The sequence below is a fragment of the Porphyromonas gulae genome, from assembly GCF_000765945.1.
GTDB lineage: Bacteria > Bacteroidota > Bacteroidia > Bacteroidales > Porphyromonadaceae > Porphyromonas > Porphyromonas gulae.
On sequence record NZ_JRAT01000012.1, the window covers coordinates 147501 to 165209 of the forward strand.

At 50.9% G+C, this 17709-nt stretch carries 11 protein-coding genes and 1 rRNA gene; 9 read left to right on the plus strand and 3 right to left on the minus strand.

The genetic code is table 11. The features are described from left to right. Positions 1-351 precede the first annotated feature (351 nt). Both HQ49_RS04125 and HQ49_RS12615 read right to left on the minus strand, forming a co-directional pair. A 16S ribosomal RNA gene (locus HQ49_RS04125) occupies positions 352-1883 on the minus strand. Positions 1884-2756: 873 nt separating this feature from the next. Beyond that, positions 2757-2816 carry a hypothetical protein gene (locus HQ49_RS12615; protein WP_394331898.1) on the minus strand — a complete coding sequence of 20 codons (60 nt, stop codon included), beginning with the start codon at positions 2814-2816 and terminating at the stop codon, positions 2757-2759. On the opposite strand from HQ49_RS12615, the gene HQ49_RS12620 reads away from it, so the two are divergent. The 8 genes from HQ49_RS12620 (at position 2791) to HQ49_RS04170 (ending at position 15238) form a co-directional block, all read left to right on the plus strand. Further along, positions 2791-3024 (plus strand): DUF1661 domain-containing protein, encoded by a 234-nt coding sequence (locus HQ49_RS12620; RefSeq protein WP_394331885.1) that lies wholly within the window; start codon positions 2791-2793, stop codon positions 3022-3024. The genes HQ49_RS12615 and HQ49_RS12620 overlap by 26 nt on opposite strands. Before the next feature lie 44 nt (positions 3025-3068). After that, positions 3069-5528, plus strand: coding sequence for a phenylalanine--tRNA ligase subunit beta (pheT, locus tag HQ49_RS04140; protein WP_039418602.1), 2460 nt, complete (start codon positions 3069-3071; stop codon positions 5526-5528). 42 nt (positions 5529-5570) lie between these two features. After that, on the plus strand, positions 5571-6299 hold the full coding sequence (locus HQ49_RS04145) for a YebC/PmpR family DNA-binding transcriptional regulator (protein ID WP_004583754.1): 729 nt from the start codon (positions 5571-5573) through the stop codon (positions 6297-6299). 304 nt (positions 6300-6603) lie between these two features. After that, positions 6604-9279, plus strand: coding sequence for a DNA mismatch repair protein MutS (gene mutS, locus HQ49_RS04150; RefSeq protein ID WP_039418603.1), 2676 nt, complete (start codon positions 6604-6606; stop codon positions 9277-9279). Positions 9280-10227: 948 nt separating this feature from the next. Continuing rightward, positions 10228-11733 carry a TolC family protein gene (locus tag HQ49_RS04155; RefSeq protein WP_039418604.1) on the plus strand — a complete coding sequence of 502 codons (1506 nt, stop codon included), beginning with the start codon at positions 10228-10230 and terminating at the stop codon, positions 11731-11733. 49 nt (positions 11734-11782) lie between these two features. After that, entirely contained in the window at positions 11783-12778 is a 996-nt protein-coding gene (locus HQ49_RS04160) for an HlyD family secretion protein (RefSeq protein WP_039418605.1), read from the plus strand. A gap of 2 nt (positions 12779-12780) precedes the next feature. Further along, positions 12781-13962, plus strand: a complete 1182-nt coding sequence (locus HQ49_RS04165; RefSeq protein WP_039418607.1) for an ABC transporter permease — start codon at positions 12781-12783, stop codon at positions 13960-13962. A 58-nt stretch (positions 13963-14020) separates the two neighbouring features. Continuing rightward, positions 14021-15238, plus strand: a complete 1218-nt coding sequence (locus HQ49_RS04170; RefSeq protein WP_050563580.1) for an ABC transporter permease — start codon at positions 14021-14023, stop codon at positions 15236-15238. A 125-nt stretch (positions 15239-15363) separates the two neighbouring features. On the opposite strand, the gene HQ49_RS04175 is transcribed toward HQ49_RS04170, so the two are convergent. Next, positions 15364-15843 carry a Dps family protein gene (locus HQ49_RS04175; RefSeq protein WP_018964456.1) on the minus strand — a complete coding sequence of 160 codons (480 nt, stop codon included), beginning with the start codon at positions 15841-15843 and terminating at the stop codon, positions 15364-15366. 406 nt (positions 15844-16249) lie between these two features. Between HQ49_RS04175 and HQ49_RS04180 the strand changes: the two genes are divergently transcribed. Continuing rightward, positions 16250-17524, plus strand: coding sequence for a hypothetical protein (locus tag HQ49_RS04180; protein ID WP_039418609.1), 1275 nt, complete (start codon positions 16250-16252; stop codon positions 17522-17524). The last annotated feature ends 185 nt before the right edge of the window (positions 17525-17709 follow it).

Consider the following 17709-nt stretch of genomic DNA (forward strand, 5'->3'; position numbering starts at 1 on the left):
CTGCCTCGGGGGAGGGAGAGACTCCTGTTTTTTTCAAGTCTATTCTCTCTCTCTCTTATCGCTCTAAGAGAGAACCCTCCCGGACATCCCCCCGCCGCACCCAAGGCGCGCCACAGAGAATATCCGCAGGTTATATTCGTTTTATTCATACGTCGAACAGCTGATGCTTCTATTGCAGTCTGTGCAGTAAAGATTCTTTTAAAATAAAAAAGCCGAGAGTCGAAACCGAAGGCGATAGATGGATTCCTTCGCGTTCGGATAAATCTCCGAAACACGACGGTTCACCCCTACCTGCTTCTTAATCTCCTTATCCCCTTGGACGGACAATTCCTTTTACAGTCCGAACTCCAGAAAGGAGGTGTTCCAGCCGCACCTTCCGGTACGGCTACCTTGTTACGACTTAGCCCCAGTCACCGGTATTACCCTAGTGCGCCCCTTGCGGTTACGCCCTTCAGGTACCCCCGACTCCCATGGCTTGACGGGCGGTGTGTACAAGGCCCGGGAACGTATTCACCGCGCCATGGCTGATGCGCGATTACTAGCGAATCCAGCTTCACGGAGTCGAGTTGCAGACTCCGATCCGAACTGGGGAAGGGTTTCGAGATTCGCATCCGGTCGCCCGGTAGCTGCCCTTTGTCCCTCCCATTGTAACACGTGTGTCGCCCCGGATGTAAGGGCCGTGCTGATTTGACGTCATCCACACCTTCCTCACGCCTTACGACGGCAGTCTCGGTAGAGTCCTCAGCTAAACCTGTTAGCAACTACCGATGTGGGTTGCGCTCGTTATGGCACTTAAGCCGACACCTCACGGCACGAGCTGACGACAACCATGCAGCACCTACATAGACGCCCCGAAGGGAAGACGGCTTTCACCATCCGTCGTCTACATTTCAATCCCGGGTAAGGTTCCTCGCGTATCATCGAATTAAACCACATGTTCCTCCGCTTGTGCGGGCCCCCGTCAATTCCTTTGAGTTTCACCGTTGCCGGCGTACTCCCCAGGTGGATTACTTAACGCTTTCGCTGTGGAAGCTTGACGGTATATCGCAAACTCCTAGTAATCATCGTTTACTGCGTGGACTACCAGGGTATCTAATCCTGTTTGATACCCACGCCTTCGTGCTTCAGTGTCAGTCGCAGTATGGCAAGCTGCCTTCGCAATCGGAGTTCCTCGTGATATCTATGCATTTCACCGCTACACCACGAATTCCGCCTGCCGCCTCTGAACTCAAGCCCGGCAGTTTCAACGGCACGCTGAACGTTGAGCGCTCAGTTTTCACCGCTGACTTACCGAACAACCTACGCACCCTTTAAACCCAATAAATCCGGATAACGCTCGCATCCTCCGTATTACCGCGGCTGCTGGCACGGAGTTAGCCGATGCTTATTCTTACGGTACATTCATAGCAATACGCGTATCGCCCGTTATTCCCGTATAAAAGAAGTTTACAATCCTTAGGACAGTCTTCCTTCACGCGACTTGGCTGGTTCAGGCTCTCGCCCATTGACCAATATTCCTCACTGCTGCCTCCCGTAGGAGTCTGGTCCGTGTCTCAGTACCAGTGTGGGGGATAAACCTCTCAGTTCCCCTACCCATCGTTGCCTTGGTGAGCCGTTACCTCACCAACCAGCTAATGGGACGCATGCCTATCTTACAGCTATAAATATTTCCTTGCCCGGTCATGCAACCGAATAAGTATATGCGGTATTAGTCCGTCTTTCAACGGGTTATCCCCCTCTGTAAGGCAAGTTGCATACGCGTTACGCACCCGTGCGCCGGTCGCCATCAAACTTAGCAAGCTAAGTTCATGCTGCCCCTCGACTTGCATGTGTTAAGCCTATCGCTAGCGTTCATCCTGAGCCAGGATCAAACTCTCCACTGTCATATTTGTGTTTCTGTTTGCTTCTGTTTTGTTTTAGCTCAGACTGAAAAAATTATCCTTGACGATAATTCGATTTATCAGGTAGTACACCTCGGTTTCTTTTTCCCTCTCGGTCTTTTCTTTCTCTTTGACAGAGTANAGCAGATGCAAAAGAATGAACGAAGCCTTTTCTCTCGCCTCTTTTTCTTGTACTACACTTTTGTTCTTCGTATGAACAATGTCAATGATCGCTGTCTTAATCCCTATCCTCCCACCTCACGGAACAGAGCCGATCAAGCGGCGGACAGTGGGTGCAAAAGTAAAACCTTTTTCCGAATCAGCAAAATCAATCGGCGTTTTTTCGCCTGACTTTGAATAAAGGAGNAAAGTAAAACCTTTTTCCGAATCAGCAAAATCAATCGGCGTTTTTTCGCCTGACTTTGAATAAAGGAGGCGTTTTGCCGTCCTTCCCGTAAAAGAACCCCCGACCCGCTTGTCGGAAAAACCCCTTCATCCTCGGTAAATCGGTCATGGATCGCTTTTGCGGTCACAAAAGTACTCCTTTTTTCTTTACAACCAAATCTTTCAAAGAATTTTTCCCTCAAAAATACCCACAAAACAAGCGGAAAAGGAAAGACATCACCCATGAGAAAAACCGAAAATACAGGCATATATATAATATGGTTCGCGCGCGTAGGAGAGAAAAAAGGCTGAAAGAGGAGGAAAATGAGAAGAAGAAAATTTTCTCTGCAAAAAGACTTTTCAGCCGGAAATGTTGGCGGTTGGTCCGGAATAAAGGGTACAAGGGAAAGAGAAGGGTGTCGAAAAAAACAGAGGCACCAATCGCACAAGCCGAAAATCGAGCCGTAAATCGCCCAAATCTCAAACCAAAATCTACCAAAAATGGCGCGAGAATATTTTCGGTCCGGTGCGAGATTTTTTCAACTCCCGCACCAAAACAAAAATATTCTCAGACCACGTTTTACAGCCCCAAATACACCGAATTTTTCAAACCAAAATGGATATGACAGAGTCTTTGGGAGAAATGAAAGCAGAGTACTCGGATGGTACAAAGCGGCACAAGACGAACATAAAACAAACACTCCCCAAGAAAAACGCTAAATTTGTGGGCTTACATATAATAATCGCGTTTGAGACCTGACCCATGAGTCTCTGAAGCACATATATAACTAAGGAGTAACAAAGATGAATATCTCATACAAATGGCTCTTGGAGTACCTGCCTTGCACTCTCTCTCCGCGGGAGATAGCCGATACGCTCACCTCTATCGGACTGGAGACCGGCGGTGTAGAAGAGATCGAAACGATTCGGGGTGGTTTGCGAGGTTTGGTGATCGGCCATGTTCTGACTTGTGAGGAGCACCCGAATTCGGATCATTTGCATATCACCACGGTAGATGTGGGGGCGGATGCCACTTTGCAAATTGTCTGCGGTGCGCCCAATGTAGCCGCAGGACAAAAGGTGGTAGTGGCAACGGTGGGCACCACGCTCTATCATGGAGAAGAAGAGTTTGCCATCAAGAAGTCCAAGATTCGGGGTGTGGAGAGCTTCGGAATGATATGCTCCGAAGTGGAAATCGGTGTAGGCTCGTCGAATGACGGGATTATCGTCCTGCCGAACGATGCATCCGTGGGGATGCCTGCCGCCGAGTACTATCATGTAGAAAGTGATTACTGCATAGAAGTGGACATTACGCCCAACCGCGTAGATGCCACTTCGCACTATGGCGTGGCACGCGACTTGGCGGCCAGCCTGAAACGGAATGGCATACCTGCAGAACTCAAACTGCCGGAGGTAAATCTGCCGACAGACATCATCGACAGTCGAATAGACGTGAAAGTAGCAGATGCCACAGCTTGCCCACGCTATCAGGGATTGGTGATCAGAGATATTACGGTAGGAGAAAGCCCCGAATGGCTGCGCAACAGATTGCTGGCGATCGGCCTGCGTCCGATCAATAACATCGTAGACATTACGAATTACGTCCTTCATGAGTTTGGCCAACCTCTTCATGCTTTTGATATGGCTTTCATCAAAGGAGATCGAGTTCATGTGCAGACAGTGGCCGAAGGCACTCCGTTCGTCACACTGGATGGAGTGGAGCGTAAGCTGACGGCCGAGGATCTGATGATATGCGATTCGAACGGCGATCCCATGTGTGTGGCAGGCGTTTTCGGCGGTCTTCACTCCGGTGTAACGGAAAAAACAACAGATATATTCCTCGAGAGTGCCAATTTCAACCCGACGATGGTACGCCGTACGGCTCGCCGATTGGGTCTCAATACGGACAGTTCTTTCCGCTTCGAGCGCGGATTGGATCCGGAGCGTACGGATTGGGCATTGCGTCGTGCGGCTTCGCTTATATTAGAGATTGCAGGCGGCTGTCTCGGTGGGATGACAGATATTTATCCCAATCCCCTGCCACCGCACCGGATCTGTTTGTCTTTCGAGAAAGTGAACTGCGTGATAGGCAGAACGATAGAGCCTGAGATGGTGAGGAGCATCCTCAACAGTCTTGAGATTCGTATCAACAAAGAAGAAGACGGGGTCATGACATTGGAAGTGCCACGCTATCGTACGGATGTGACCCGCGATGTAGATGTGATCGAAGAGATCATGCGCATCTATGGCTACAACCAAGTGGAGCTGACGGGCTATATCCGTGCCAGCCTGGGACACGAGACAGAAACGGATCGTCGCTACAAATGGCAAACAGTCGTATCCGAACAATTGGTCGGAGCCGGCTTCAATGAAATACTCAACAATTCGCTTACGGCCGGTTCTTATTACGAAGGTCTTAAGGCCCATCCGAGAGAGATGGCCGTGGAGCTGATGAATCCGCTGAGTCAGGAGCTAAACTGCATGAGGCAGACTCTGCTATTCGGAGGATTGGAGACGCTCAGCCACAACCTCCGTCGTAAGCATCTCTCCCTCTATCTCTTTGAATGGGGTAAATGCTATCGCTTCCATGCCGCAAAGCGCACGGACGAGACTCCCCTTGCTGCCTATGCAGAGGACGATCGCCTCGGCATTTGGATATGCGGACAACGGGTGCACAATAGCTGGGCACACCCCGAAGAACCGACTTCGGTATTTGAACTGAAAGCTGTGGTAGAACAGGTACTTTGCCGCGTAGGGATCGAAACCGGAGCTTATACGCTGGAGACAGCTGACAATGATCTGTACGCATCTGCCATGGAGGTCAAGACTCGTTCGGGTAAACTGTTGGGTACATTCGGAACGGTATCAACGGAACTGATCAAACGCTTCGACATCGAGCAACCCGTTTACTTTGCCGAATTGCTTTGGGATGCCCTCATGAGCGAATCGGCCCGATACAAATTGGAGGCACGCGATCTACCTCGCTTCCCCGAAGTAAAGAGGGATCTGGCATTGCTTTTGGACAAGGCTGTTTCCTTTGCCGAAATAGAATCACTGGCTCGTGGCTGTGAGAAGAAACTGCTGCGCAGGGTGGAACTATTCGATGTGTACGAGGGAAAGAACCTGCCTGCCGGAAAGAAGAGTTATGCCGTGAGCTTCTTCCTGCGCAATGATGAGAAGACGCTTAACGACAAACAGATAGAGGCTATCATGGCTAAGATACGGACGACTCTGGAGCAAAAGCTCGGTGCGCAACTCCGCTGACAATCAAACGAAAATCGACAAAATAAGAATCGACATATCATTATGGGACGAGCATTTGAATATCGTAAAGCAAGGAAAATGAAACGCTGGGGCAATATGGCCCGCGTCTTCACCAAGTTAGGAAAGGAAATCACCATCGCTGCCAAAGAAGGCGGCCCCGACGTGGAGACCAATCCGCGTCTGCGTATCCTCGTGCAGACAGCCAAGAAGGAGAATATGCCGAAGGAGAACGTGGAACGCGCCATCAAAAAAGCTACCTCCAAAGACTATACGGACTACAAAGAGATGAACTATGAGGGCTATGGTCCTTACGGTATCGCGATCTTCGTGGAGACAGCTACGGACAATACCACACGTACCGTGGCCAATGTACGCAGCTACTTCAACAAACATGGCGGATCGCTCGGTACTTCCGGCAGCTTGGAATTCCTCTTCCAGCACAAATGCGTATTCCACATCGTCAAGAAAGACGATATGGATCTGGAAAGCCTTGAACTCGAACTGATAGACTACGGTGTGGACGAACTGGAAGAGGACGAAAACGAGATCATTCTCTACGGTGACTTTTCGGAGAACTCCAACATCCAGAAATATCTGGAAGATGCAGGCTATGAGATCGCTTCGGCCGAATTCGTCCGCATACCCAACGATACGAAAGAGGTGACCGCCGAGCAGCGCGAACAGATCGAGAAGCTCATCGAGCGAATCGAAGAAGACGAAGACGTGCAAAACGTCTTCCACAACATGAAGGAAGAGGAGGGCGAAGAGTAATCCACTCAAGCCCTATTCCCTCTATCCCCTTCTCTTTTTACCCATAACCTCTCTAAGCGGAGTGCATTGACCGCTGAGATGGCGGTGTGTCATAATGCGCAAATTACTGCGTTGCGCGACATTCGGCTTCAGTCACGTACTTCACAGTACGCTCCTTTCAGCCTCAGTGCCCTGTACTTTAGGCATTCTTACGTACCTAAAAGGGAGCTGTGCCAAGAATGAATTTTGACACAGTCCCCGTCAAGCTCTCCGGGGACAATGTGCTTCGCTTGCGTTTTTTCTTATCCAATCAACTTTTTTCACGATGGCAAAGCCTGTGGTAGAAACGCCTTTGATGCGCCAATACTTTCAGATCAAGCAAAAACACCCCGATGCTATCCTGCTGTTCAGGGTGGGAGATTTCTACGAAACATTTTCGGAGGATGCCATCGTGGCTTCCGAGATCTTGGGGATAACGCTGACACGGCGCGCCAACGGTGCTGCCCAGTTTGTCGAATTGGCCGGCTTTCCTCATCATGCGCTGGATACCTATCTGCCCAAATTGGTACGAGCCGGCAAGCGCGTGGCCATATGCGACCAACTGGAAGATCCGAAAAAGACCAAAACGCTGGTCAAACGAGGCATTACCGAGCTGGTCACTCCCGGCGTATCGACCAACGACAATGTGCTCTCTCATAAGGAGAACAATTTCCTTGCAGCCATCTCCTGCGGCAAGGAGGTCTTCGGTATTTCTCTTCTGGACATATCCACCGGCGAATTTATGGCCGGACAAGGCAATGCCGACTATGTGGAAAAACTCCTGACCAACTACCGCCCGAAGGAAATCCTCGTGGAACGGTCGGAGCGGTCTCGCTTCAACGATCTCTTCCACTGGAGCGGATTTATCTTCGACATGGAGGACTGGGCTTTCTCCTCGGAGAACAATCGACTACGCGTACTCAAGCACTTTGACCTGAAAAGCCTCAAAGGTTTCGGGCTGGAAGAGCTTTCGATAGCCGTAACGGCAGCCGGAGCCGTGCTGAACTATCTCGATCTGACACAGCACCATCAGCTACAACACATCACTTCGCTGAGCCGACTGGATGAAAACCGGTATGTACGCTTGGATAAGTTCACCGTCCGAAGCCTGGAATTGCTTAGCCCGATGAACGAAGGAGGCAAGAGCCTGCTCGACATCATCGACCATACGATAACGCCTATGGGAGCAAGGCGTATGAGACAGTGGATCGTATTCCCACTCAAAGACCCTGCACGCATACAAGCCCGACAGCGAGTGGTGGAGTTTTTCTTCCGACATCCTGAAGAGCGAGCCATCATTGCCGAACATCTGACAGAGATAGGCGACTTGGAACGTTTGGTGACGAAAGGCGCCATGGGACGCATTTCACCGCGAGAGATGGTACAGCTACGCGTTGCCCTGCAGGCACTCGAACCGATCAAGGCAGTTTGTACCCAAGCAGACGAAGAGAATCTGCGCGCACTGGGAGAAAAGTTGGAACTGTGTACGGAATTACGCGACAGGATATTGCGTGAGGTGATGCCGGACGCTCCGGCCGCTCTCGGTCGCGGTCCCGTCATCGCACATGGTGTCGATGCCACGCTCGACGAACTGCGCGCACTGGCATACAGCGGCAAAGATTACCTGATCAAACTACAGCAGCAGGAAATAAAGCGAACGGGAATACCCAGCCTCAAAGTAGCTTACAACAATGTATTCGGCTACTATATCGAAGTGCGCAACACGCACAAGGACAAGGTGCCGGCCGAGTGGATCCGCAAGCAAACGCTCGTCAGTGCCGAACGGTATATTACGGAAGAACTGAAAGAGTACGAAACGAAAATACTCGGAGCCGAAGAGAAAATAGCCGCCCTCGAAGGACAGCTATACGCCCTGCTTGTAGCCGAGCTGCAGCGATACGTGGCTCCTCTGCAACAGGACAGTCAGGCGGTGGCTTCTCTGGATTGTCTTCTCTCCTTTGCCGAGTCGGCACGTCGCTACAGATTTATCTGCCCTGTAGTGGACGAGAGCTTTACCATCGACATCAAAGCCGGCCGCCACCCCGTCATCGAACAGCAGCTGCCGGCCGATGAACCTTATATCGCCAACGATATTTATTTGGACACAGACCGCCAGCAAGTCATCATCGTCACCGGCCCCAATATGAGCGGTAAGTCCGCTCTGCTCAGGCAGACGGCCCTGATCTCTCTGATGGCACAGATCGGCTCCTTCGTACCGGCCGAAAGTGCACGTATCGGCATGGTGGACAGCATTTTCACACGGGTGGGAGCTTCGGATAACATCTCCATGGGCGAATCCACCTTCATGGTCGAAATGCAGGAAGCCTCCAATATTCTGAATAACCTCACCCCACGCAGTCTGGTACTATTCGACGAATTGGGACGGGGTACCAGCACTTACGACGGTATCTCCATAGCCTGGTCTATCGTGGAGTACATCCATGACAATCCCAAAGCGCATCCACGCACCCTCTTCGCCACACACTACCACGAGCTGAACGAGCTGGAAGGGCAACTCAATCGGGTACACAACTTCAATGTATCGGCTCGCGAAGTGGACGGCAAGATGCTATTTCTTCGCAAATTGGAGCCGGGCGGCAGTGCACACAGCTTCGGCATTCAGGTAGCCCGTCTCGGCGGCATGCCACCTCATATCGTACAGCGAGCTACGGACATATTGCATCGGCTCGAACAAGAAAGGGAGAGAATAGAGGGAGAAGAGCCGAAAACCAAAGACACCAAACGAGGCCCTTCCGAAAAGGTAAAAAATGCATCGCCCACGCTTCCCCGGGACGAAAAAGGCAGGAGCATCGACGGCTATCAACTTAGCTTTTTCCAGCTCGACGATCCCGTCCTGTCCCAAATCAGAGAGGAGATCCTCGACCTGAACATCGACAACCTCACCCCCTTGGAGGCCCTCAATAAGCTAAACGACATCAAACGAATCCTCCGCGGATACTGATACGGCTGTAAAAGCCGGCACCTCGTCCGATAGTCCAAACGGTGTGACAGGCTAAAAACTCAAGCCAAAAAAGTTTTCAACAACGAAGACGAACTTGGAATCATTCCAAATAAGCATCTAAAAGGAAGCTGGATTCAATCTAAAAAGGGAAGAAAATCCAACTAAATGAAGTACAGGAATGATCTGTGTATAAATGAAATTCGATTTATATACAGATCATTTTCGTTTTATATATAAATCGTTTTCTATTTGTATATAAATCGTACCTGATTTATATATAGTTCGGACGGCTCAAAAGGCCGATTCACGAGCTTACAAAAAAGAGGCACGCACTTGATTCGTAGATGAATCGAGTGCGTGCCTTATCTGTTTGATGGGGATTGGGAAAGCTTTATCTCTCTTTACTTCATAATAGGAAAGGCTGTCCGACCGGTTCAAAAACCCTGAATATCGAATAAGCAAATGGCAGAAAGGGCTCTACCATCGACCGTTTGCACATTAGGATGAAGTCGGAGTACATATACATATCGTTTGATGATTCGTCAATACAAATTCTATTCACACGACAAGATCTATCTGTTATACAGATATTTACCTTCAAGCGAAAGGCTTTGTCGGTGTGCAAATGTAATCAAAAAGCCGAAGCCGAATGAATCGCAAACATTCGCATCCTACCGCTATGCCCTCGGGGGAAGAATACATCCTTATGATTTTGATCCCCTTCTTGTTGGAAATCGACCGACCAACATTTAGAAAACCTACTTGGTTAATTTTCTAACTCGAAACACTTGGTATAAAATCCCTTGCATTTTTTCACTGTTGGATTTTTATTTATCAGCCGCATTTCCTTACCTTTGGGACGAAGTTCGAAGAAGAATAGATGGGGGCACGGTAGGAACTATCCGATCGAAACCCCTTTTTTGTGATAGAGACAAATAAGACTCAGGTATGAAACGATTGATTACCGCATGCGTTTTGGCGTGCTCCTTGTGGCCTGTATATGGGCAAAGAGTACTGAGCGTGAACGAATGCCGGCACCTCGCTCTCGAGCACAACAGAGACTTGGCCATAAGTCGCGAGAAGATAAATGCGGCTACCAGTACTCGCAAAGCCGCTTTCACCAGCTACCTGCCCGAGATCTCGGCCACAGGTACCTATCTGCACAACCAAAAGGAAGTATCACTACTGAGCGACGAGCAGAAGCACAAGCTCCAGAATCTCGGCACCGACCTTGTCACAGCCGTAGGCCAGAATCCTTACATCACGACGGCCATTCAGTCCATCCTCGCCCAGCATCCCGATTTGGCTCCCCTTATCGGATCCATGATGCCGCAGATAGCCGCCCAGACGAGTCAGGGGCTTAATGCCTTCGGCACACACCTTGTCGATGCCCTCCGCACCGACACTCGGAACGTCTATGCCGGTGTACTGACCCTGACCCAACCGCTGTACGTAGGCGGCAAGATATATGCCTACAATCGCATCACGCGCTATGCAGAAGAGATAGCACACTGGCAGCACAAGACCGGACAGCAGGATGTGATCCTCGCCACCGACCAAGCCTATTGGCAGGTAGTTTCCCTGGCCAATAAGCACCGCCTTGCCGTGAGCTATCTGGAGTTGCTGACGAAGCTCGACAACGATGTTCAGAAGCTCATCAAGGAGGGATTGGCCACCCGTGCCGACGGTCTCAACGTATCGGTAAAAGTGAACGAAGCGGAGATGACGCTCGCCAAGGTAGAGGACGGGCTTAGCCTCTCGCGCATGCTCCTGTGCCAAACGATAGGACTACCCCTGGAAGAGAAGATCGTCCTCGCAGACGAAGGGCAAGAAGAACTGCCGACAGCCATTGCTCCGGCAGAGGCCGACCTGCAATATACGCTCGACAACCGTCCCGAACTCAAGAGCCTCGCCCTGTTAGAGCAAATCTCCAAACAGAAGATACGGCTTACACGGTCGGAATATCTGCCTTCGCTGGCTTTCGTGGGCAACTATATAGTGACTAATCCGTCCTCCTTCAACGGCTTCGAGAACAAATTCGGAGGCATGTGGAATGTGGGTGTGATGCTCAAGGTTCCCATCTGGCACTGGGGACAAGGCACGCATAAGGTAAGAGCGGCCAAAGCGGAAGCTCGCATCGCAGCCCAACAGCTTGCCAAAGCACGCGAAAGCATCGAGCTGCAGCTCTCCCAAAGTGTCCTCAAAGTACGGGAGGCAGGCAAACGCCTTGTCATGGCCACGAAGAATATGGAGAAAGCAGAAGAAAACCTGCGCTATGCCAATGTAGGTTTTCGTGAGGGCATCATAACGGCCTCCAACGTACTGGAAGCGCAGACGGCATGGCTATCGGCCCGGTCTGCAAAGATCGATGCACAGATCGATGTGAAACTGACCGAACTGATGCTGCGCAAGGCTTCGGGACACCTCTCTCCGGAAGAAGTCGTTTCGGAATGATACCGTTTTTCCTTATTTCGTTATTCATCTGATCAAACATATTATCATTATGACGGACAACAAACAACGTAATATCGTATTCCCGGCTTTTCTCCTCTTGCTGGGAGTCATCGCAGTGGTGACGATCGTTGGGTTTTTCATGCTCAAACCTGCCGAGGAGATTATCCAAGGACAGATCGAAGTGACCGAATACCGGGTGTCCAGCAAAGTACCCGGGCGCATCAAGGAGCTTAGGGTATCCGAAGGGCAGCAGGTACAGGCCGGCGATACCCTCGCCATCATCGAAGCCCCCGACGTAGCAGCCAAGATGGAACAGGCAAGGGCTGCCGAAGCGGCTGCACAGGCTCAGAATGCCAAGGCTCTCAAAGGGGCACGCAGCGAACAGATACAGGCAGCCTATGAGATGTGGCAGAAAGCACAAGCCGGCGTAGCCATAGCGACCAAGACGTACCAGCGCGTGCAGAACCTCTATGACCAAGGAGTTGTGCCGGCTCAGAAGTTGGACGAAGCCACAGCGCAGCGCGATGCGGCTATCGCTACGCAAAAAGCGGCCGAAGCCCAGTACAATATGGCTCGCAACGGTGCTGAACGCGAAGACAAGTTGGCGGCTTCTGCCCTCGTCGATAGGGCCAGAGGGGCTGTCGCCGAGGTGGAGTCGTACATCAATGAAACCTACCTCATAGCCCCACGGGCCGGCGAAGTGTCGGAGATATTCCCCAAAGCCGGCGAACTCGTAGGCACCGGCGCACCTATCATGAACATTGCCGAGATGAACGATATGTGGGCGAGCTTTGCCGTTCGGGAGGATTTCCTCGGCAATATGGCCATGGGAAGCGTCCTGGAGACGGTAGTACCTGCTCTGAATGAAGAAAAAGTACGCTTCAAGATCACATTTGTCAAGAACATGGGTACCTACGCGGCTTGGAAAGCGACCAAGACAACGGGGCAGTACGACCTGAAAACGTTCGAGGTAAAGGCTACCCTCGTCGATAATGACAAGGCACAAAAACTACGCCCGGGTATGTCCGTGATCATACGCAAGTAACGATGAGCAGTAAGGTCATGCACGGGACAGCCCTTATAGCCACCATGCGCAGAGAGGTACGACAACTGTCGAGTCGCGCCCTCTTCCTCTTCTGCATGGTGATAGCTCCTGTCTTTTGCTGTCTCTTCTTCCCCTCTATCATGGATATGGGTTTGCCGCAGAACCTGCCTGCAGGGGTTGTGGATCTCGATCGTACACAGACGTCGCGCACCATAGCACGCCACCTCAATTCGATGGAGCAAACCCAAATCGTCAAGCAGTTCGAGAGCGTACGCGAGGCTCGGCTGGCGGTACAGCGAGGTGAGATATACGGTTACTACTATATCCCTGAGGGAATGACACGGGATGCCTACGCACAGAAGCAACCCAAGCTCTCCTTCTATACCAACTATGCCTATATGGTGGGCGGTTCGCTCCTCTTCAGGGACAATAAGATGATCAGCGAGCTGGTAGCCGGTGCAGCCGCTCGTTCGCAGCTGTATGCCCGGGGAGCCACCGAAAGCCAGGCCATGGAGTGGCTGCAGCCGATCGTCATCGACACCCACTCCATAGGCAATCCGTGGCTCAACTACTCCATCTACTTGAGCAACATCATGATACCCGGCGTGCTGGGTCTGCTGATCTTTATGGTCACAGTGTGTAGCATAGCCATGGAGATCAAGAGGTCGACAGCTCGCGAATGGATGGAAATGGCCGGCGGCAGCATGTCCATCGCTCTTTTGGGCAAGCTGCTACCCCAAACGGTGGCATTCATGCTTATCGGCACTTTTATAGACGTATATCTGTACGGCTTCCTCTCCTACCCGATCAATGGTGGTTTTATGCCGATGCTGATCCTTATGTATCTCTTCATCCTCGCTTGTCAGGGTTTGGGCGTACTCATGTTCGTCACCCTGCCGACGATGAGGTTGGGGCTTAGCTTTGCTTCTCTGTGGGGCATTATTTCCTTTTCCATATGCGGAGCTTCATTTCCCGTTCTCGGTATGCCCACCATCATACAGCCCGCCAGCGTGCTATTCCCGTTGAGGCATTACTATCTAACTTACGTGACCAGTGCTTTGGACGGATTCTCACTGCAATATGCCTGGACCAATATCCTCGCTTTCGTCATCTTCGCACTGCTGCCACTGCTGCTCCTTCGCCGGCTCAAGCACATACTCCTAACCCACAAATACGTCTCTTGACATGTCCGATATTACTCCGAAACAGCCTCGACGCTTTTCTACGGCATTCTTCCTGACGATGTTCTTAGACCTCTTTGCCATATGGAGGTACGAGCTATGCAAGACGTTCAGAGATATGGGTATGGTCATCTTTTTCATCATAGTACCCCTCCTCTACCCACTTCTCTACAGCTATATATACAGCCTCGAAGTGGTACGCGATGTACCGGCCATGGTGGTGGACAGATCGAACTCGGCATCGAGTCGTGACTACCTGCGAAGGGTAGATGCCACTCCAGAAGTAAGCATCGTAGGGCACTGCACCGACATGGAGGAAGCCAAGGAACAGATCCGCAGGCGCAATGCCTATGGTATCATCTATGTTCCGGAGGATTTCTCCCAACAACTCAATACCGGCAGAAAGGCCCATATTTCCCTCTACTGCGATATGAGTGGACTGCTCTACTACAAGAGCCTGCTCATTGCCAATACACAAGTTTCGCTGGAGATGAACAAGGAGATCAAGATAGCGCGCAGCGTGGGTGCTACGGAGCGTCAGGGAGAGATCATCTCTTACCCCATCAACTATGAGGACGTGGCACTGTACAATCCGTCCGCCGGCTTCGCTTCGTTCCTACTACCTGCCGTGCTCATCCTGATCATACAGCAGACACTCCTGCTCGGTATAGGCCTCTCGGCCGGTACGGCGCGTGAGAAAAATAAGTTTCACGATCTCGTGCCTACGGACATCAGCCACTACTCCGGTGCACTCCGTATTGTCTTTGGGAAGGGGCTGGCCTATCTGACCATCTACGTACCAGTGCTGTGCTATACGCTGGTTATCGTGCCTCGTATGTTCGGCTTTATCCAGCTGGCAGAAGCGATGGATCTGATTCTCTTTGCCCTGCCTTATCTGCTGGCTTGCATCTTCTTCGCCATGTCGCTCTCTGTCTTAGTACGCCATCGTGAAAGTTGTATGATGATCTTCGTCTTTACTTCCGTACCGCTCCTCTTTATCTCCGGAGTGTCGTGGCCGGGTGCATCCATACCGGAGGGCTGGCGCATTGTCTCCCATCTCTTCCCCTCTACATTCGGCATCAACGGATACATCAAAATCAAGTCCATGGGTGCCAATCTACGAGAGGTCAATAGCGAGTACATGGCTCTTTGGCTACACACGATCGTCTACTTCCTGACTACCTGCCTCATCTACTACCGTCAGGTACGGAAGAACCGCCGCCACATTCGCGAAGCTAATGCTCTCATTACACAGGGTAACAAAGAAGTCCTGGAATAAAGCTGCCGGTCTCCGATTCGCATTTAGCCAACAGAGATACAGCAACAAAAAAGCGATGCTCTTTCGAACATCGCTTTTTTCTTTTGGGGTTGGTACTTTAACCTTGCCCCATCCTCAAGAGTTTTTTACTTTGCGGCATAAGCAGACAGCATCCAAACGAGCTTCTCCTGCTCAGAGAGGAAACCGATCATCAGATCCACAGTTACCTCATCACCGGCCTCACCGGCAACTTCTGCGATGTCACGCTCCTTGGCAATGATGATCTGCAGCGTGTCGGACACATTCTTCAGTGTACTTGCAGCACAAACGAGATCGTGCTCTTCCTTCACTTCAGCCACTTTCAGGTACTCGCTGAAGCGGTTCTCAGGCTTGCCACCAAGCTGGAGGATACGCTCAGCTACTTCGTCGATCTTTCCTGCGAGGTCATCGTACATCTTCTCGTACTGCTCATGCAGAACGAAGAACTCTGCGCCACGGATATTCCAGTGGAATCCGCGAAGATTGGAGTAATACACTTGGAGGTCAGCCAACAGACCGGACAAACCTTTCACTACGGGAGCAAGATTCTGCTCTTTCAAACCTGTTACTTCAAGAATCTTTTTCATAATCTTCTACGTTTTTAATTATTTCTTTCTTTTTTGTTGTGAAACAAAGGTAGGCATTAACTCCCCCACCTGCAACAGAAACCATTTATACACATATTGAACCCGTCAATAGCCCCACATCTTACCTTCCATAGGCCACGAAGACTATATGTTTTACTATAAAAATAGACGGGCTACCGATACAGCTAAGTAAATCCGGCCAAGGCAATAATACAGCAGAACTACCCGTAAAAGGTTTCCTTATAAAAGCAGAAATTTGCGAACCATGCTGAAATGATTTATGTTCGTAACGTCCGAATGGCATGACCAAAGACACGTGCTTCGGAAATTTGATATTTGAAAGGTAGCCGGGACGCAATGAGTTTGTAATAACCACGGTCTACCTTTGTGACAAGAATAATACAAGATGAATATGAACAAGAATCTGATTCTATCAATCTGCTTCTGCCTCTCCGGCATGGCAGCTTTCGCTCAAAACAACCGACAAGACAGCATTATCCGTACTCTGGAGGAGCGTGTGGCGGCACAGGAAGAGGTCACTCGGGAAAACAAGAAAATCAAGATCTCGGGCTACGTGCAGGGGTACTTCCAGCATGGAGAGAAGCAGGCTTCTCTCAATGTGGGCAGCCCCAATGAGAATACGGACGAGGCTTTCAACCGTATCGGTATCCGCCGCGGACACCTCAAATTCGCCTATGGGGACAAGTGGGGTGGCGTCGTATTGCAAATGGACGTTACGGAAAAAGGCGTAGGGCTGAAAGATGCATACATGGATCTGAAATCACCGCTCGGAGATGCCAGCTCGATCCGTGCCGGCTTATTCGATCGTCCCTTCGGTCATGAAATAGGCTACTCCTCTTCACGCCGGGAATCGCCCGAACGCTCTATGATCTTCCGTACCCTTTTCCCTAATGAGCGCGATCTGGGAGCCAAGGTTGTACTCCAGACAGGTAAAACCTCTCCATGGCATTTCCTCAAGCTCGAAGCCGGACTCTTCGCCGGTAACGGCATCAAGCCGGAGATCGACAACCGCAAAGATTTTATCGGACGGATCTCTGCCGGCAATACCATCGGCAACGCCATCGAGTGGGGGATAGGAGCATCTTTATATAGCGGTGGCGTTTATCAAGGGTCGACCAAAGTATTCCGCATGAACGGGAGCGACTTCGAACTCGATGACAAGGAGGGCAACAAAGGCGCATTCGCCACGCGTCGCTACTACGGCGTGGATGCCCAATTCTCCTATTACAGCAGCACAACGGGTATGACACGTCTTCGTGGCGAATTTATCAGTGGAACGCAGCCCGGCACGGATGCTTCCAGCAAAAGCCCGAACTCCTCTTCTCTGCCGACGGCCGACACCTATATCCGCCCCGTCTCGGGCGGTTACATACTGCTGGCACAGGATATAGCCACTCTACCTTTCACTGCTATTGCCAAATACGACTGGTACGACCCGAATACGAAGGTTTCGAAAGACGAAATCGGCAAGGGCTACACCGGGAAAGCAGACATCGCATACCAAACCTTGGGTCTGGGACTGATCTGGAGAGCGACATCGTCCATCAAACTTACGGCCTACCACGAATGGGTAAACAACGAGAAAACCGCGTCTCTTTCCTCCTACACAAAGGACCGTCAGGACAACCGTCTCTACCTCTGCGTACAGTACAAATTCTGATCACATAGCACACAAGCGCACGGGAAGAAACGAACCCGACGCTACACATACAAAGGCCGAGACCTCAGGTATTCCACCCGAGGTTTCGGCCTTCTCGTATTATCAAGGGGAAGGAGATCGGCGGAAGAAAAACATCGGAATCATAGCAAAAGAGCTGTTGTAACAAATTCATAACAATCCTGACA